We start from the raw sequence: 18,801 nt of genomic DNA on the forward strand, positions 1-18,801 counted from the left end.
CATTCGCACCACTGAACAACGTAATTCTTACTTTACGCTGAAACTCGTAAATGACGAGGACGCAGGCCAAAAACAACGGCGGTTATCAAGTAACTTAGCGCACCTAAGCCAATGAAAGAAAAAAGCATTATGACTCGTTTCATGAGGTCCCACTCTAGCCAAACGCTCATTGATGGCATTAACCACAATAAAATACTTACCATGACTGCGCCGGAAACCATTAATTTAAGCACAAAAAATATCGTCTCTTTTGATAACTTATAAACATTGGCTAAATGCAGACCGCGATACAGTAATGTCATATTGACGAGAGCAGATAACGCGGTAGCCATCGCCAAGCCAACATAACCGTAAAAGTAAGCAAAGATGGCATTAAAGAACATATTAGTCACCATGGCTATAATGCCGTAACGAACAGGCGTTTTTGTATCTTGTCTTGCGTAATAGCCAGGGGCAAGTACTTTAATTAACATAAAATTAAGCAATCCTGATGCGTAAGCAAACAATGATAAGGAAGCTTGGTTAACATCATGTGGCGAAAACTCTCCACGCATAAATAACACCATCAGCATCGGCTTTGCTAATACCATTAAGCCTAACATCGCAGGGATCCCAAGTAAGATCACCATTCTCACACCCCAATCCATGGTCTGTGAAAAACCATCACCTTCAGCATCTACATGCTTTCTCGATAGTGCAGGTAATATTACCGTTGCTATTGCAATGCCAAACAACCCTAATGGAAACTCTAACAAGCGATCAGAATAATACAACCAACTGATTGAACCTGTTGCTAGAAAACTTGCAATAAAGGTATCAAGTAACAAGTTAATTTGACTGACTGATACGCCAAATAATGCAGGGATCATTAAGGTTCTGATTTTAGTTACACCGGGATCATTCCAACCCCATTGTGGGCGTACCAACATTTTCGCTTTATAAAGAAATGGAAGCTGGAATAAAAATTGAATCAAGCCGCCCAGAAATACACCAATCGCTAAGCCGATCTCTGGTTGTTCTAAACTTGGTGAAATAAAATAAGCACAAGCAATAATAGCAATATTTAAAAAGACGGGAGTAAATGAAGAAACTGCGAATTTACCGAGGGTATTTAGAATCGCGCCAGAGAGTGCAACGAAAGTAATAAACCACAGATAAGGAAAGGTAATCTTTAAAAGAAAACTGGCAAGTTCAAATTTAGGCGCATTCGGGCCATCATTAAGCCAATCCATAAACCACCCAGCACCGAACAGAGCAGTGACCGCTCCTGAACCTAAAATCCCGAAAAAAGTAACAATGGTAACGAGAACCCCAAGGGTACCCGATGCTTTTGCTATTAATTCACGGGTTTTATTATCATCCCCACTGGCGTGATATTCCGTTAATACGGGAACAAAGGCTTGTGAAAAAGCCCCCTCTGCGAATAGGCGACGTAAAAAGTTAGGAATTTTATTCGCAAAAAAGAAAACGTCTGCTGCTGCGCCCGCTCCCATTAAATTTGCTACTACTACATCACGGACTAAACCGAGTACTCGAGACACTAAAGTCATGATGCTGACGATTAAGCCAGAACGTAAAAGTCGTTTACTCACAAAAAAACCTCATAAAGATGGCGATGATTACCATAAAGAGCTTACTAACTGGAAAAAATGCTGTTAGAATGCACGCCATCTTAACCGTGTTTTGCCATTCTCATCAAATTTTTGTTTGATTCAGCTTGGTTTTTACACAAATCAGTTGACATTTAAGTTCAAAGAATGCATATTTCCCGACCTTAAATTGTCACCGAACTACGTTTTTGGGAGTTAGACCCTTGGCAAATAGTAAATCTGCTAAGAAGCGCGCAACTCAAGCTGAAAGACGTCGCCAGCACAACGCTAGCCGTCGTTCAATGATGCGCACTTACATGAAAAAAACTATCGCAGCTATCGAAGCTGGCGATAAAGAAGCTGCAACTGCTGCACTAGCAACTGCAACTCCACTTCTAGACCGCATGGCGACTAAAGGCCTTATTCATAAGAATAAAGCTGCACGTCATAAAGCGCGTTTCACTGCAGCAATCAAAGCTCTTTAATAGAAATTTGATTCTCAGTTAGAAATAAGAAAAAACCGACCTAGGTCGGTTTTTTTATGCCTGCTATTTGGTAAATAAAAAAAGATACGATTCTCTGCCCTACCAATGTTTAATACCATTCTGGATAAGTAGTTGTTCAGATAATTGCTTAGATTGGTATAAGCACCTTATCTATATTATGCAGAAAAGTGATCGCCTCGTATTAATTCTTTGGACAATACAGATCATGCAATAATTGAATGACAGACTTAACCTCATGGCTACTTAATGAGTAGTACACGGTTTGAGACTCTTTTCTTGTTGATACCAACTCATCCTTACGTAACCAACCTAAATGCTGAGACAATGCTGATTGGCTCAACTCTAGCTGTTCTGCAATTTGTCCTACCGATAGCTCCCCATCAAGCAGCAAACACAAAATAAACAAACGACGTTCATTTGCCATTGCTTTAAGTAATGTAACGGCTTTTGGCCCATTCTCTGCCATCATCTGTAAATTCATAAATACTACCATCTAATTTAGTTAAAGCTAATTTAGCGTATTCGTCTTTATGATTGCAAATTAAAATCAAATAAATGTGAGAAATCAGCAGAGCAAATGCTTTTTACTGCTGGATGCTGGATCATTCGTTCAGCAAAAATAACGTAATACTCTTCTTTTAAATCATTTACATCAGCAATTCTATGTAAAGTTAGATCAGAGTCTGCCTCATTCATATAAACGGTTGGCGCGAGAAAAACCGCATTACTTTCACGAGCAAAAGCCTTCATCAAAGCAACATCATCAAATTCACCTAAAATATTTGGGGTAATACCTTGTTGATCACACCACTGGATTACCTTTCTTCCCATTGAGGTTCTGCCACCAGGAATAAGCAGTTTCTTCTTTTCTAAGACTTCAGGGAAGTTGATTGATTCGCTCTCTTTAGAACAAAAGAAACTCATACTACACTCACCTAACTTTTTACTGAAAAGCCCAGAGTTCTGACTTGAATCAACCGGACAATCAGACAAAATCATGTCTAATTTATGTTGAGATAACTGCTCGAGTAATAATTCATGAGTGGATTCAAAACAGCGTAGATGAATAGACGCATCTTCTGGCACTGTTGTTGATAAAACTTTACTTACTAAACGTTTAGAAAGCGCATCAGCAACACCCACATCAAACAATACATTCGACTGCTGGCTGTAATTAACGATATCAAGCATCTCATAACTTAAACCAAACATACGATCTGCATATTTATAGACCAGTTGCCCTAGCTCTGTAGGCTCTACATTCCTACCGTTACGTTTAGTTAACTTACCGTCTAAACGCTCTTCCAATATTTTAATTTGACCAGTGACCGTTTGAGGGGTTAAAAACAGGGCTTCTGCTGCTTTAGTTACTGAACCTTGTTTACATACCATCCAAAAGTAATAAACATGGTTGTAATTTAAGTGGGACATATTGCACCTTATCTCTTTTTGCGAACCGAATAAGTCATCGCATCATAATAATATGAACGATACGCCATTTATTACAGTTAAAGCAAACACTTCGTAAAAACTATTTATTTTATTAAAACTATTCGCTTTTTCCGCAACCAGATTCTTAAAAATGTCATACAAGCGAAACATAGAACAAAAAAGTTTGAAAAAAAATTTTATATTCCATTTTTTAATAAAGAACAAAAATACTTATCACTCAATAACTTAAAGTCGCTAAAGATGATAAAAATAGAGCTTAAATGAATTATGAAGCATTTATTACAGTTTTCTCTTTCACTGTAATATTTCTGAAATATTCGTTATCTACTATCGCTTCAGATTAAATAAACCGACAACATACTATTTCGGTACGGAGCTTTACTATGAATACCCAATCAATCTCTGCAGCAACAATGAGCAATACCTCGCGCATGCTGCGTTGGGCAAACTTAGCATTTATGCTTTACCTTCTTCTTTTAGCGGTTGCTATGGTTGGCACAGGCTTTAAATGGTCTGTTGGTGAGGAAGCAAAAGTTCTTTTTGAATTTGCATCTCACCCTGTTGCAGGCTTAATGATCGGCTTAGTTGCAACAGCATTAATTCAATCCTCTTCGACTGTGACCTCTATTATTGTTGGATTAGTGGCTGGTGGTTTACCTATTGAAACCGCAATTCCTATGGTAATGGGTGCTAACATTGGTACTACCGTTACCAATACTCTAGTAAGCCTTGGACACGCTCGTTGTAAAAATGAATTTAGACGTGCGTTTGCTTGTGCAACGGTTCATGACTTCTTTAACCTATTAGCGGTATCTATTTTCTTACCTCTAGAAATGATGTTTGGTATTTTCCAAAAACTATCAGCATGGTTAGTGTCTCCGTTCTTAAGTGCGGGCGACATGAACATGAAAGGCTTTGATTTTATCAAACCAATTACCAAGCCAGTTATCAGCGCGATCCAAGAGCCTCTATCTAGCTTTGGAAGCATGACTGGTGGTCTATTAATGATTGCCCTTGGTATTGCGGTTCTTATCATTTCTATTACTCTTATGGGTAAATTAATGAAGAGCTTAATGGTTGGTCGTGCAAAAGAACTGCTTAAGAGCGCAATTGGCCGTGGCCCTCTACATGGTATCGCATCAGGTACAGTGGTAACGGTTCTAGTTCAATCATCATCGACAACAACAAGTTTAATGGTTCCGCTTGTAGGTACTGGTGTACTTAAAGTTCGCGATGTTTACCCATTCACTCTTGGTGCTAACATTGGTACTTGTGTGACGGCTCTACTAGCAGCAACAGCATCATCAGGTGAGTATGCGGTTCTTGCTCTGCAAATTGCATTGGTTCACCTATGTTTCAACGTAATTGCAACGCTAGTTATCTTCGGTACTCCATTCTTACGTGAGTTACCAATTAAAGGTGCTGAGTGGATTGCAGAAATGGCTAACCGTAACAAGGCGGTTGTTGCTGGGTATTTAAGTTTTGTATTCATCATTCTACCAGGTGGCGTATTAGCTCTAACGGTTTAAGAGTGATAAACAGATAAAGGAAAGCCCCGAAGTAAATGCTTCGGGGCTTTTTTATGTCTTATACAAATGTAATTAGTAAATGGATATTAGTACTGGACTGGGTATTACACTGAAAAAGGATACTTAATCGCTTCATGGCTTTCATAGCCAATCACTTCAAAATCATCCATGGTTACCCATGTTTCTAAATCTTCTAATGATTTGATCTTAGGGTTTATTTTAAAGGTTGGGGCTCTCAATGGCTCACGCTTTAACTGAACTTCTTTCATCAATTCAAGCTGATCTTCATAAATATGACCATTAACGATCTTGTGATACGCCTTACCTGCTTTATGCCCTGTAATTTGAGCGACAATCGCAAGTAGGAAGTACACTTGGACCATATTAAAATTAAGGCCTAGAGGCTTTATACCCACTAAAAAATGCACAATACATTGACTGAGTGAGTGATTGGGAGTTATATAGCAGATGTGCTTTTCTCTTCATGCACAGAATAGTCGGATAACAACGCGATACAAAATGCTAAAAAATGCACTATCCAATGTAAGGTTTTATCATCGATAAATTTAGATTCATTTAAGAGATACATCTAGCATATTAAACTTAATTAACAATTTAGAACCTTGTAATTTATCCATGAAACCTTATATCAAAGAAGTGTTTAATATGAGGATAGGATATGCACGATTACGCTGTGTTTGGTCATAACCGCGCAACCATTGGTAGATGGCTGGGAATAAGTTCAATTGTTTTAACAGGGGCAATTTCTAGCTTTATTAGCTATATATATCAATTAACAGGCTTTCAAGCTGTTACGAGCGTAGCTATCACAACAGGTCTTATATATTTTGTTTTGCATTTGTTGTTCAACAAATTTGCTTGGAAAATACCAATGTTTCAAATTCCTGATTTGAATGGTATATGGAAAGTTAAAGGAACGACCTTAGATGAAGATGGGAATGCTAAATACGAATGGGATGCTGAGATAGATATAGAGCAAACTTGGGAAAAAATGGTTGTTTGCCTGAAAACGAGTCAAAGTGCAAGTGAGAGTTATACCGCTACTTTAGCAAAAGCCAATGGCACTCGCGGTGGTTGGCTGTTGAGCTACAGTTACAACAATAATCCAAATGTAGATCAGTATCATGAACTGAATTCTCACAAAGGATATTGTGAGATTTTGCTAGATAAAAAATTAAAAATTGGATCTGCTGCATATTTCAACAGTAATGGCAGAAGAACATTTGGTAAAATGGCATTGAGTAAGGATTAATATGATAAATTTTGACAATCGGCTTAAAAGTTTAAAGGATCGTAGGCAGGGAACAAGAGAACGAATGCTACTTGCAAGTAACGCTTCTCAATATGACCATCGAGATTTTAGAACTCAAGAGAGTTATGAAAAATTAAATGAAAGTTCAGCAATTAAATATGCTGTAGGCGCAATGGCTGCCGTTGATGACAACTCAACTCGCATTTCAATACAGGAAGGAGAACGAGTTGCTGATACTTTGATATCGATGCTTAGCAATACTGGTATTAGAGCAACCAAAGAAATTCAAGGTTCAGTAGCCCTAGATATACATATCAAAGGACATTCTGATGTCGATATGCTTATCTTGAAAGAAGATATCGTTTTGGTTGAAACACCAAAATTAAATGGTTCTCCATACATAGCCTCTGATCAACGACCAATGACAGAAATAATAAGAGAGTTAAGACTCTTATCTGAAGATAAATTAACAACTCGATATTATGGAACAAATGTTGATTGTTCGGGCAATAAGTCCATTGCCTTGAGTGGAGGAAGCCTACAAAGGAAAGTAGATATAGTTCCTGCATGCTGGTATCACACTCATGACTATCAACGCAGTGGGTTGAAGCATGATAAAGAAGTACAAATTTATCACAAAGCTAATCATGAATTAGTTGGCAACAAACCATTTATGCATATAAAAAAAGTTAATGAGAAGGACTCAATTTACTCAGGTAACTTAAAGAAAGTAACAAGACTAATGAAGAACTTAGTTGCTGATATGCCTGATTATAAAAAAGGAAAAGCGAAGAAATTATCAAGCTATGATCTTACGGCCTTAGCCTATGACATGGATGGTCAATTAAGTTGCCCATCATATATGTCGCTTGCATTAGTCGAAAGACTAAGAGCACACTTATCATTGCTTGTTTCATCAGAAATGCTTCGAGATCGAATTTTGGTGCCCGATGGAAGCAGAAAAATATTTAATAAAGCCAACAAGCTAGAGGCTCTGCAAATCATATCTAATGAAGTTAACGACTTAGCTGAAGCAATTTATAAGAGTATCGTTCCGTTATCACATATGGTATATGATTCAGCCACATTAAACCAAAGGCGCGTTTACCTATAACGGCAGTATTATTACTATTCAGTTCGAATACCACGTCTAATTAATGTTCTTTCTAGGGAAGTCATAGCTTTGTTATTTTTTCCCTAGCAGCTAAAAAAACGCTGTTCGCTTAGGAGTTCCCATTACTGACTAAACATCAATCATGTTTAGTTCATATAGGTCAATTAGATTTGTTTCAAGAACTTCAGACCATCTATATTTATAAATATGCCCCCCTTCACAATTTAGTTTTTTATTTCAAAAAAATCCGTCCTTCAAGGTATCTTCCTCTTGTAAAAGATAAAATGCACATCATATGTATAGTGCAATGTTGCATAATTTTAAAAGAGATTTTTAACATGAATGATTGGGATTACGTAAACTTTAGCCAAGATCATGAAATGGATTACCATTTAGGGTTGGTAGGTAAGTCAAAATCTGTGGATAACAGAAAATATCTAAGAGAAAACACTCAAGTGACAGCAAAAAGCACATTGAATAAGACGTATATTACTCATACGGAATTTAAGCCTTTTGTTCAAAATGATAAGTCTCATTTGAAAGATCCATCTTAATACACAATGTACATATGTAACGCCTCTCAACAAGAGGCGTTTTTTCCATCTGATCTTATACTAATCAATCAGAGTACGAGGATTGGGAAAACACTAAAATCGTGACCAACTTTGGTTAACCACTGACTAGATCTTTATTATATTCAGCAAGAATCATGAGCAAGTCGAATAAACTTAACACAGAAAACATCGCTGTCAGTCCATCTTCGGTTATGAAAACTAAAGTATCGAAGCATAATGATTTTCACGATAACTAATAAAGCTTTATCTCGATTGTTTTTTGTCCTAAAATATATACATCATAGTGGGAGTCTTAATATGTCAATTCATGCTATCCGAGAAATTAAAGAAGAAGTCCCTTTTAACTTTTGCTTGAAAAGTTTACAGCAAGTTCTGTCAGAAAAGTTCGAAAAGATGCCAAGCGTCAATAACTTCAAGGAATTTGATACTTGGCTAATGAGCTAGCAACTGAATACGAAATACATTGGTCTGACACTGCTAAAAGGAAAGTTAAGAACTTAGGAAAAGGTGATAAAAAGCAGGTATTTGGGATTCTATCAGAATTCCTCGCTGGCGGTTATCCAGCAATAGATTCGCTGACTTATAATGGTGTGAAAGTACGAAATAAGCCATCATGGGACGTTGATAAAAACGATCCTGAATTCTTGAAAAAAGTAACTTTTGCTAAGAACAATAATCTTTGGCATATACATGCAGGTTTTCACGGAGGTTATAGTGTTTCACCAAAAGGTGATTTAGTTTCACAGTTTGTGATGCACTATCAAAGACAGGATGACAACATTTTCCGTTTTGCAGACTTAACACCTCATCCCCCATTTTCGCTACCTAGTGAATCAGATTTAACCTAATGAAAATAAAAGCAGCCTGTTGGCTGCTTTTTTGTTACTAAAAATAAATAATAAAAAGGCGCATCCAAACTGAATGCGCCATCGTAATTATGGATTAACCAGTTCCGCTTGCTGTAAAACAAGCTCTACCGCATCTTCTTGGCAATCAGGCGGGTAGCCCGTTCTCTTAAGAATCTGCTTGATCTTGATCCTCATGCGAGAGCGCAGATTTTTACGCTTAGTCCAATCAGGTTGAGCGCTTTTACGAATCTCTGCTGCCAACTCTCGTGCAATGAATAAGATCTCTTCTTGCTTCATTGCCTCTTTAGCTGATTCATTTGCAAGTAGGGCATCAAAGAAAGCCAACTCTTCTTTCGTTAGATCAAGATCATCACCACGATCAGCCGAATCTCGAAGTTCTTTAGCCAGTTTGATTAACTCTTCAATCACAACACTCGTTTCAACTGAGCGGTTGCGATACTTGTCTAAAGAGTTTCTAAGCATCTCCGAGAACGTCTTGTATGCAACAGCATTCTTAACGGTACGAGTCTTGATTTCATCTTGGATTAGCTTTTTGAGCATCTCCACTGCAAGGTTCTTGTGCTCAGTTTTTTCAACTTCAGCAAGGAAATCATCATCAAGAATACTGATATTTGGCTTATTCAATCCAGCCGATTCAAATACATCAACAATATCACCAGACACAATAGACTCAGAAACTACTTGGCGAAGCGCTGTCTGCACATTTTCATCAGACATACGTTGCTTTGATGTCGTTGTCTTCTTGATAGCCGCTCTTAATGTTTCAAAGAATGCGATTTCTTCTTTGATGTCTTTCGCTTCATCCATGCAACTGCACAAACTGAATGCTTTAGACAACGATAGTGCTGCTTTATCAAAGCGTTTCTTACCATCTTCTAGGCTTAAAATATGGTTCATTGCTTTAGCTAGTAAGCCTAGCGTATTAGTCTTGTAATCGCTGTAATCAAAACCATGCATGATCCCACGGCATACATCTAACTTAGTCATCGTCACTTCAAGAGCTTGTGCTAAATCAATTGTAGGCTCACCTTGACCACTTGCCGTGTAATTACGAACTGCGTTTCTTAGCTCAGGAGCGATACCAAGATAGTCCACAATCAAACCACCTTCTTTGTCGCGGAATACACGGTTTACACGAGCAATAGCCTGCATCAAGTTATGGCCTTTCAGCGGTTTGTCGATATACATTGTATTTAGACAAGGTGCATCAAAACCTGTTAGCCACATGTCACACACGATAACTAACTTAAGCTCGCTATCTGGATCCTTAATACGCTTAGCTATTTTCTTCTGAATAGGCTTTTTGTGGATGTGTTTTTGATACTTTTCAGGATCGGATGATGTACCAGTCATAATGACCTTCATGCATCCCTTCTCTGGATCCTCATCATGCCATTCAGGTTTTAATTCGCGCAGTTTATCGTATAACTGAACACAAGCTTCACGGCTAATACACACCGCCATCGCCTTTGTTAGCGTTACTTCTTCACGTTTTCCAAAGTGAGTCAGTAAATCTCGTGCTAAACGGTCAATACGGTCTTCGGCGCAAACTAACGCTTCAAGAGCTGCATTTTTAGCTTTGGTTCTAGATTGGTCATCTTCATCATATTCAGCGACTAGATCATCTACCGCTTGATCTAAGTCTTCTTCTTTAATGCTTTTATCCATATCTAATTTGATTAAGCGGCTTTCGTAATACAGCTTCTTCGTAGCACCGTCACGTTGCGCTTGTTCAATATCGTAAACCGATACATCTTGACCGAAAACAACACGGGTATCACGGTCTTCCATTTCAACTGGAGTCCCTGTAAATCCGATAAAACCTGCGTTTGGAAGTGCATCTCTTAAATGCTGAGCATAACCATACTTCATCTCACCTGTTTTACTGTCTACACGCGCTTTTAAGCCGTATTGAGAGCGGTGAGCTTCATCTGCCATCACAACAATGTTATTTCGCTCGGTAAGTACCTTATAACGCGTCTCACCTTCATCTGGAGAGAACTTCTGCATCGTAGTAAAGAAAATACCGCCTGATGCTCGATTATCTAACAGCTCTTTTAGATCGTGGCGATCTTTTGCTTGAATTGGTGTTTCACGTAGTAACTCAGCATTGATACTGAATGTTTCAAACAATTGCTCATCAAGGTCATTACGGTCTGTTACGACCACAATCGTTGGGTTACGCATTTCTGGTGCAGCCATTAGCTTCGCACTGTAGAAGCCCATTGATAGGGATTTGCCTGAGCCTTGGGTATGCCAGAACACACCACAACGCTGATCGCCATCGTGTCTCGTTGCTCGGATCGTGCTTTCAATCGCAGCACGAACACCGTAGAATTGGTGATAGCCTGCAATCTTCTTAATTACTTTTTCGTTATCGCATTCAAACGAGATGAAGTATTGCAGGTAATCTAAGAGCAACTCTTGATTAAAGAAGCCTCGTACCATCACTTCTAGCGCAAGCGTATCTTCAGAATCATCACGAGAGCCATCAATGGTACGCCAAGGTGTGAAACGGTCTCTATCTGCGGTCAGAGAGCCAATGTAAGCCTCTGTGCCATCAGAGATGATGACTGACTCATTAAATACAAACAGGTCTCTTAGGACGTTCTTGTACGTTTGAATTTGATTGTACGCTTTCCATACATCGGCTTTTTCATCTGCGGGGCTTTTAAGCTCAAGTACAGAGATTGGAAGACCATTCAGGAATACAACGATATCTGGTCGGCGATTGTCTTTCTCACCATTTGTTACACCATCAACGGAGAACTGACGCAATGCTAACCAATCATTATTTTGGTTAGTGAAATCTACTAGGTAGACTTTATCGCCTTTAGGATGTCCTTCGCTGTCTTCGTACTCGACTTGAATACCATCAATCAGTTGGCGATGAAACGTATGGTTTGCATGAGCTACTGACGGTACGATAGTAAGAAGTGTGTCGATAGCGGTATCGATGCAGTCTTCAGGTAGGTGAGGGTTGATTTTCTTCAAAGCCTTTTTAAGACGTGGTTTTAAAACCACGTCAGATAGCGATTGGCGTTCTGGGGCTTTACCTGTGGGTTCTAAGTCTCCACCATGAAGAGTTTGGTAGCCAAGGTTACTAAACCAGACCATACAATGGTCTTCTAGCATTTCTTCCGTTATTTTCATAATTTTATTCTTAATTATTGTTTTTATGATATTAAGCCAAAAAGCCTAGCCCTTTCAATAGGGCTAGGCTTTGATTGTTTTAGATTGCTTCTGCAAGTTCCTTTTGTGCCTCACCAACTGTGATCTGACCTGAGATCAGTTTTGGTAGGAGGCGGTCGCGAATTTTTTCTAGAACAACAGAGTTTTTTGTATTTTCAGCAATTTTAGAAAAAAATTGCTCAGTAATATGGTGAAATTCTTCAACAATAGCATCACTTGGATTAGTAATTAAATACTCACCAACTAAGGCTCCACTAACTCGTTGTCTACCGCTCGTACCTGTCATATTTTTAATGGCATAAGCTCGTAATTCTTCCGTTCTAGCTAGCAGATATACATACTCTCGAAAAAATTTAAGTTTTGGGTTCATGACAATAAACTCAGTGGATCCCCATGCTATTTCATTCTCAGGAATACAGTTTACATATGCTGTTTTTCCATTTTCTAAACATGGAGTGATCCGAGCAAGTAAAGTATCGTGATTTTGAAACTTTGTGCCTGATTTAAACTCTTTCTCTACAACTTCACTGATACTCATTGAACTTGTAGGCAATACTTTCATATCAATGTGATGAGTCACAACCCCTTTTTTAAGAGTTCTTCTAGGATTAATATTAACTCGTTCAGAAAGCGATGACACATCCCAACCCTTCGGAATCATCTCCAACTCAGACTCTTCAAATTCGCTTGGGAACAAAGCTTGGATCTCAGGCGATAAACCGTCGAATGCCACACCTTCTTTGTTCGCCTTAACAGGATCGAAGTCGATGAACCAAGACTTAAAGATGCGCTGAGCGATCTTTTCGAGGGTTTGGTTCATTGACTTATTAATTGCGATTTTTCCGTCTAGAGAACCCAAAATAGTCGCTATTTTTTCCTGAACATTAATATCAGGTAGCTCTAGCTCAAGTTTCCTTAACTCACTTTGCTTGATACCTTTCACTGTAGAACCAGAGGAACGACCGTCCAAGGCGGATTGCATTTGGGATGACATTAACAAGTATTTGAGATAAGTATTATCTAAAACGCCTTTCTTCCCTCTCAGCGTTACAACTCTTTGTGCTAAAGCCACATAGCTATCTTCAAGTTGAGCAACCTGTCCAAGAGGTGCTTCAACAGTTAGAACGACATCCCCAGCCTTTGGTAATCCCCTGACCATCCACGAGTCATAGTTTTCGGAAGCTATAAATTCGTTTGGTTCTAGTATCTCACCATTTTTTATTACTTTCGCTGTAATCAAAGGAACTCCCGAAAGCGTTTTCTTAGGGGTTTTTCCTCTGTAATCAATTAAAGCCTCAACTGCATCTTCAAGGGTGACACATGTTGTCTTAGATGTCATAACCAACCTCCGCAAGCGAAGCCTTGATTTGATCATCAAGCAAAACTGATTTATTAATCTGCTCAGATAACTGACCTGTTAGAATAGCCATATCTTCCTGGTATGAAGCTTCATCTTCTTCAACTTCCGCAGCACCCACGTAACGGCCTGGAGATAGCACAAATCCAGCTTTCTCAATATCTTCCAGTTTGGCTAACTTACAGAAGCCTGCAATATCAACGTATTTGCTATCTTTCTCAGCAAAATCCGTCTTAGCCCATGCATGGTAGGTATTAGCAATTTCCATGATATGTTTTTCATCAAAAACAAGCTGAGCACGGCTTTCTAGGCGACCAAGGTGGCGAGCATCAATGAATAGAGTCTCACCTTTGCGCTTCTTGTTCTTGTTGAAGAAGAAGATACAAGATGGAATTTGAGTATTGATGAACAGCTTCGGTGGTAAAGCAACCATACACTCAACTAGGTCATCTTCAATGATTGCTTTACGGATCGCATCTTCGTTGTTAGCAGTTGATGTCATTGCACCATTTGCCATTACCACACCAGCACGACCTGTTTCGTTTAGGTGGTAAAGCATGTGTTGGATCCAAGCGTAGTTGGCATTGCCATCAGATGGTTGTCCCCATCTCCAGCGAACATCAGCAGCTACTTTTGCTGCGCCCCATTTTTCTTGGTTAAACGGAGGGTTAGCCATGATGTAATCAGCACGTAGGTCTTTGTGCAGATCATTTAGTAGCGTATCGGCATTCTCTTTACCCAAGTCAAAATCTAGACCACGAATGGTCAAGTTCATCGCTGCCATCTTCCAAGTGGTATGGGTATATTCTTGACCGTACACACTGATGTCGCCGCGTTCACCACCGTTACGTTCCATGAACTTTTCAGAACACACAACCATACCGCCCGAACCAATAGCAGGCTCGTATAATTGCCCTTTAGTTGGTGCAATTACTTCAACGATAGTCGCTACAATGCTTTCTGGAGTATAGAAAGCGCCAGCCGAGGCTCCTTCTGCCAAAGCAAACTTCCCGAGGAAAAATTCATACGCCTGACCCAGTACGTCAGCAGAGCGGTGGTCTTTCGAGTTAAAGGTCAACTTACCTAGCAAGTCAATTAACTCACCAAGCTTAGATGATGGAATTTTTAGCAAACCAAAGCCGCGATACAACATGCCTTTCAGTTGAGAGTTGTTGTCTTCAATGGCTTTAACTGCTTCATCTAGCAATTTCGCAATATTGGTTTGTTTTGCTGAGCTTACAAGGAAATCCCAGCGAGCTTCTTCTGGAACCCAAAATACGTTTTCTGCTTCGTATAGATCAGGATCGTTAATATCCATACCGTAGTAATCATGGTCTTCGTCTGCAACCCATTCTTTTAGATTCACTTGAAGCTCAGTGAACGAGTCACTTACGTATTTAATGAACAGTAAGCCTAGCACTGGGTGTTTATATTCAGACGGTTGCAGAGCACCACGTAGTGCTACTGCTGAATCCCAAAGTGTATCGAAAAACGCTTTATCGCCAACATTTTTAACCATTTTATAGTTCTCATTATAAGTATGTTTTGTATGCTTAGATTGTATCATTTGATTGTTGTAATGTCCAGTTATGTTATGTAACATAAGGTGATTATTATCTTAATTAAATTAACAGGTTACACTCTTATTTTAGGTGTTTTATGAAGAAGATGAAAAGTGAGTCAGGACGAATAGTATTAGAGATAGATCCTAAGCTAAAAAAAGGAATGTATAAAAAAATCAACCGCGATGGTAAGACGATGAAAGACTGGTTTTTGCAAAAGGCTGAAGAGGAATTTCCTGAGTTGTTTAAGAATCTCAATTAATCATACTGTTATGCATAACTCATAGCATTAGTGAACATTCAAGAAATAATTTGGTATAATGACTAGAAAGATAATTGGAATACATAATGAAGAATAAATACAGGCAGTATGAGGACTTGTGCCAGAGAGTCATCGATGAAGGCGTTTGGGTTGAAAATGAAAGAACTGGCAAGCGTTGCTTAACGATTATTAATGCCGATTTAGAATATGATGTTGCTGCTAATGAATTTCCGCTAGTGACAACACGAAAAGCATTTTGGAAAAGTGCTATTGCTGAAATGATAGGCTATATCCGTGGTTATGACAACGCAGCCGATTTCAGAAAAGTGGGTACTAAGACCTGGGATGCTAACGCTAACCTAAATGAAGCATGGCTAAATAACCCACACCGTAAAGGTGAGGATGATATGGGTAGGGTATATGGCGTTCAAGGAAGAAAATGGGCAAAGCCTGATGGTGGTTTCGTAGATCAGTACAAAAAAATCGTTGATAACTTGAGTAAAGGCATTGATGACCGTGGTGAGATCCTAAACTTCTACAACCCAGGTGAGTTTCACATGGGCTGTTTACGTCCTTGCATGTACAGCCATCAATTTTCTTTGCTTGGAGATACGCTCTATCTAAACAGCAGTCAACGTTCAAATGATCTGCCTTTGGGTCATACATTTAACGCCTGTCAGGTTTTTTTCCTTTTAGCTATCACAGCCCAAATCACTGGTCTTAAAGCAGGTAAGGCGTATCACAAAATCGTTAACGGGCATATATATGAAGACCAATTAGAGTTAATGAAAGAGCAGTTAAAACGAGAGCCTTACGCACCGCCTAAGTTGATCATTAACCCTAACATTAAAACTCTAAAGGACTTGGAGACTTGGGTGACGGTGGATGATTTTGAAGTGGTTGGTTATGAGCATCACGAGCCTATTAAGTATCCGTTTTCAGTCTAGAAAAGTGATGGGGCAAAGCCCCATTACTTAAATCTACTTTTTATCTATCACGCTTTCTAACAACTCGATTCTTTCTTCCAGCTCTCTTTTGGATTTTCGTTCTTTTTTTAGCTCTTCTTTGTACCATTCTAAACTATCATTATCACGCTTAAGTCTAGTTCTTAATTTCTCTAACTCTCTTTCATATTCCGAGTATTGCGTAAACCAATGCAATATCTCAAGTTTTGCCTGATCGAGTAAATTCTGTAAGTTATCTTCTTGTTTTTTCTTAGTAATACTACTTCGCTTGGAGTCATACTCTCTCTGCTTCTTAATGATCTCAAGCTCGATCCCGACCCAATCTCTGGCTCCTTTTCCGCTAAAAGTATTACGATGCAGTCCCGTTAAAGCAGAAACTTGTGCTTTAGTAACTTTTAATGACTTATCTTGTCTTATAGCATCCAGTGCTTCGTGTATTTTGTCTGTATTTGCATCATACAGTTCTTGGTTCTTTTCATCATATTCAGCCATCAGATTAAATCCTCACCTAAATACTCAAGAACTCCTTTGGCTTCCTTTAGCACATCAAGTATCTGCTCTTGCACATCTTCGAAACCTTCCGCACCCACAAGTTTTAAATTCTCTAGATATATCTCACGCCATTTCGGTGCATTCGCTTTACTTACTACTGCATTTCCACAGCGTACTGGATTACAACGCAAGCCACCTATGCATGGCAAACTATCATCAAAATCTTCGACACCGCCAAAGCAGTAACCGCTACCAACATTAATGATTGCTACGCCTTGTTCGACCATTGCTTCGTATATTTCTTCCTCTGAATATCCAGCTTCCATGCAGCCATTAAAAAACTTCTTGATTTTGGATAAATGCTCATCGGCTTTTCCCCCCATGTATTTACCGTTAGGGTTAAAATTCGTTTTAACAGCTTCTAGTTCTGCAACACGGCTTATGTTAATCGCCTTACCTTTTATGTTTTGATCTACCAATTGGTTTGCTATACCGCCATAACCTAACGTTGTTTCACTTACTTTGCCTTTTCGTGCTAAGTTTTCAGTTGCCGTTACTACATGCTTAAGCTGATAAGAAATGACTGGTAATCCAACATCAGCTCTGTACATCTGATGTGCTAAACTGTGGCGAAATGTGTATGCATTTAATTGGAATTTTACATCCTTTTTTGCAAGTCCTGTCAACACAGTAAACATATTAGCTATAAGAGGTGTCAGTGATATCATAGGGTTCCTGATTTCATCAGGTTTAAATGTATCAACACTCCCGTACACATGAGTATTTTGAAATAACTTACTACCTATCATCTCAACCACTTTCATTGCATCAATCATGATTGGGGTAGCTACCCAACGATCATTAAATAAGCTCCACCGATTGTCCCTGCCCTTATGCTCCTCGGCTAAAATAGTCTTACTTTCTAGATCAAGACAAACATCAATTTTAAGATCTGAATATACATTGGGTCTTGCGCCCATTAGCGTGCCAATCACCCAAAGTGCAGAGTAATACGCCCTATTGATTTCGATACGTAATGCATTGGAAGTTGAATACTTCTTTCGGAATCTTGTATTTATGTTTGCAGTGGTGACAGGCTCACCATCATGACTTATCGTTAATGTATTAGCAGGAAAAGTAGCATCGATATAAGGAACTGGATAGCCTTTGTTGCCCAACCGATAAGCACCATAATCTTCAAGCTCCTGCTTCGACAGTGAGAAGCACTCATATTTTTCTGCTAGTGTCTTGCAATGCTTAATCATCACTGGATCATTAACCTTTTCGCCCATTGCCTGTAAAAAGCTAACAACATTAAAGGAGGCTTTTCTTAACGCTAAATCAAAGGTTTGCGTTTCAAGGTAATGCTGCTTCTCGTGCTTTTTATCACTGGCTTTTTTCTTATTACTTTTCTCATACGCTTTCTTTATAACTTGATAATCAGCGTCACATTCAATGCCAATTTCCTCTTTTACTTTGGTTTCATTCAAGTATTTAAAAAAAATCTTATACGCACTTGTGGCTTTATCACTTACTAGCTTGAGCTTGGTTTTGCTTGCAGCTTCTTCGAAGTCAAGCAAAGTGACTTGAGAGAGTTTGCTACACTGCGATTGCACATAATCTTTCCCCAGTCTTTTTTCAATCGCCACAAACACAAAGTCTAGAAAACTAAGTCCCGCCTTAAAATGAGAAATTAAAGTGTTCGGTTTGATCTCATTTTTACTGTTGCCAAAGTCTTTCGGTGATGCCTTAACAGTTAAAAATAAGCACTTGAGTTCCGTTATAACGCCCAACGGAATGTGTGCATATTGATTAAAGTCTAATTGCACTTTCGTTATTGAAACTGAAGCAGCTCGGTTTGCTGTTTCTTGATCAAAGTCCCATAGCATGTCACTAAATACGCTTTTAACCGAAACTGGCAATAAAGCAAGTTGCGCAATGTAAGGATTAACTTTCCCGCCTGCATCAATATCAGATTTACTGTTTAGGATTAGCAAGTTAGAAAAGACAACGTTCCAATGTTTATTTATTTCATTTAAGTGTTCTACATGCGCTTTTTCCATT

The 18,801-nt window shown here is 38.9% G+C and carries 16 protein-coding genes and 1 pseudogene; 8 read left to right on the forward strand and 9 right to left on the reverse strand.

The annotated features are described in order from the left end of the window. Positions 1 to 32: 32 nt before the first annotated feature. Positions 33 to 1,592 (reverse strand): murein biosynthesis integral membrane protein MurJ, encoded by a 1,560-nt coding sequence (murJ, locus tag PVK70_RS01610; protein WP_130046877.1) that lies wholly within the window; start codon positions 1,590 to 1,592, stop codon positions 33 to 35. Between the two features lie 221 nt (positions 1,593 to 1,813). On the opposite strand from murJ, the gene rpsT reads away from it, so the two are divergent. After that, a complete protein-coding gene (rpsT, locus tag PVK70_RS01615; protein ID WP_005417629.1) occupies positions 1,814 to 2,074 on the forward strand; it encodes a 30S ribosomal protein S20 in 261 nt (86 codons plus the stop codon). 202 nt (positions 2,075 to 2,276) lie between these two features. On the opposite strand, the gene PVK70_RS01620 is transcribed toward rpsT, so the two are convergent. Both PVK70_RS01620 and nhaR read right to left on the reverse strand, forming a co-directional pair. Next, positions 2,277 to 2,576, reverse strand: coding sequence for an ArsR/SmtB family transcription factor (locus PVK70_RS01620; protein WP_130044318.1), 300 nt, complete (start codon positions 2,574 to 2,576; stop codon positions 2,277 to 2,279). 47 nt (positions 2,577 to 2,623) lie between these two features. Next, a complete protein-coding gene (gene nhaR / locus PVK70_RS01625) occupies positions 2,624 to 3,526 on the reverse strand; it encodes a transcriptional activator NhaR (protein ID WP_130046878.1) in 903 nt (300 codons plus the stop codon). Between the two features lie 404 nt (positions 3,527 to 3,930). Here nhaR and PVK70_RS01630 point away from each other — a divergent pair, with 404 nt between their 5' ends. After that, complete coding sequence (locus PVK70_RS01630; protein ID WP_274441241.1) at positions 3,931 to 5,076, forward strand: Na/Pi symporter; 1,146 nt, start codon at positions 3,931 to 3,933, stop codon at positions 5,074 to 5,076. A gap of 104 nt (positions 5,077 to 5,180) precedes the next feature. Here the strand turns inward: PVK70_RS01630 and PVK70_RS01635 are convergent. Beyond that, positions 5,181 to 5,480 (reverse strand): annotated as a pseudogene (locus tag PVK70_RS01635) (thymidylate synthase); the annotation flags it as partial. A 275-nt stretch (positions 5,481 to 5,755) separates the two neighbouring features. Here PVK70_RS01635 and PVK70_RS01640 point away from each other — a divergent pair. The 4 genes from PVK70_RS01640 (at position 5,756) to PVK70_RS01655 (ending at position 8,886) form a co-directional block, all read left to right on the forward strand. After that, on the forward strand, positions 5,756 to 6,349 hold the full coding sequence (locus PVK70_RS01640) for a Cap15 family CBASS effector (RefSeq protein WP_274441242.1): 594 nt from the start codon (positions 5,756 to 5,758) through the stop codon (positions 6,347 to 6,349). Between the two features lies 1 nt (position 6,350). Further along, complete coding sequence (locus PVK70_RS01645; RefSeq protein ID WP_274441243.1) at positions 6,351 to 7,463, forward strand: hypothetical protein; 1,113 nt, start codon at positions 6,351 to 6,353, stop codon at positions 7,461 to 7,463. 338 nt (positions 7,464 to 7,801) lie between these two features. Beyond that, entirely contained in the window at positions 7,802 to 8,017 is a 216-nt protein-coding gene (locus tag PVK70_RS01650) for a hypothetical protein (RefSeq protein WP_274441244.1), read from the forward strand. Positions 8,018 to 8,466: 449 nt separating this feature from the next. Then, on the forward strand, positions 8,467 to 8,886 hold the full coding sequence (locus PVK70_RS01655; RefSeq protein WP_274441245.1) for a hypothetical protein: 420 nt from the start codon (positions 8,467 to 8,469) through the stop codon (positions 8,884 to 8,886). Positions 8,887 to 8,973: 87 nt separating this feature from the next. Here the strand turns inward: PVK70_RS01655 and PVK70_RS01660 are convergent, their stop codons facing one another. The 3 genes from PVK70_RS01660 to PVK70_RS01670 form a co-directional block, all read right to left on the reverse strand. Beyond that, a complete protein-coding gene (locus PVK70_RS01660) occupies positions 8,974 to 12,060 on the reverse strand; it encodes a type I restriction endonuclease subunit R (protein WP_274441246.1) in 3,087 nt (1,028 codons plus the stop codon). Positions 12,061 to 12,139: 79 nt separating this feature from the next. After that, positions 12,140 to 13,438, reverse strand: coding sequence for a restriction endonuclease subunit S (locus tag PVK70_RS01665; RefSeq protein WP_274441247.1), 1,299 nt, complete (start codon positions 13,436 to 13,438; stop codon positions 12,140 to 12,142). Next, entirely contained in the window at positions 13,428 to 14,975 is a 1,548-nt protein-coding gene (locus tag PVK70_RS01670; RefSeq protein ID WP_274441248.1) for a type I restriction-modification system subunit M, read from the reverse strand. Before PVK70_RS01670 ends, PVK70_RS01665 begins: the two co-directional genes overlap by 11 nt. Before the next feature lie 140 nt (positions 14,976 to 15,115). Here PVK70_RS01670 and PVK70_RS01675 point away from each other — a divergent pair, with 140 nt between their 5' ends. Both PVK70_RS01675 and PVK70_RS01680 read left to right on the forward strand, forming a co-directional pair. Next, the gene (locus PVK70_RS01675; RefSeq protein ID WP_274441249.1) at positions 15,116 to 15,280 is read left to right on the forward strand and encodes a hypothetical protein; all 165 of its coding nucleotides are present in this window, start codon (positions 15,116 to 15,118) and stop codon (positions 15,278 to 15,280) included. An 86-nt stretch (positions 15,281 to 15,366) separates the two neighbouring features. Next, positions 15,367 to 16,227 (forward strand): thymidylate synthase, encoded by an 861-nt coding sequence (locus tag PVK70_RS01680; protein WP_274441250.1) that lies wholly within the window; start codon positions 15,367 to 15,369, stop codon positions 16,225 to 16,227. Positions 16,228 to 16,260: 33 nt separating this feature from the next. On the opposite strand, the gene PVK70_RS01685 is transcribed toward PVK70_RS01680, so the two are convergent. Beyond that, on the reverse strand, positions 16,261 to 16,737 hold the full coding sequence (locus PVK70_RS01685) for a hypothetical protein (protein ID WP_274441251.1): 477 nt from the start codon (positions 16,735 to 16,737) through the stop codon (positions 16,261 to 16,263). Next, on the reverse strand, positions 16,737 to 18,800 hold the full coding sequence (locus tag PVK70_RS01690; RefSeq protein WP_274441252.1) for a hypothetical protein: 2,064 nt from the start codon (positions 18,798 to 18,800) through the stop codon (positions 16,737 to 16,739). The genes PVK70_RS01685 and PVK70_RS01690 overlap by 1 nt, the downstream gene beginning before the upstream one ends. Position 18,801: the final 1 nt, after the last annotated feature.

Source organism: Aliivibrio sp. A6 (genome assembly GCF_028765505.1).
Classification (GTDB): Bacteria; Pseudomonadota; Gammaproteobacteria; order Enterobacterales; family Vibrionaceae; genus Aliivibrio; species Aliivibrio finisterrensis_A.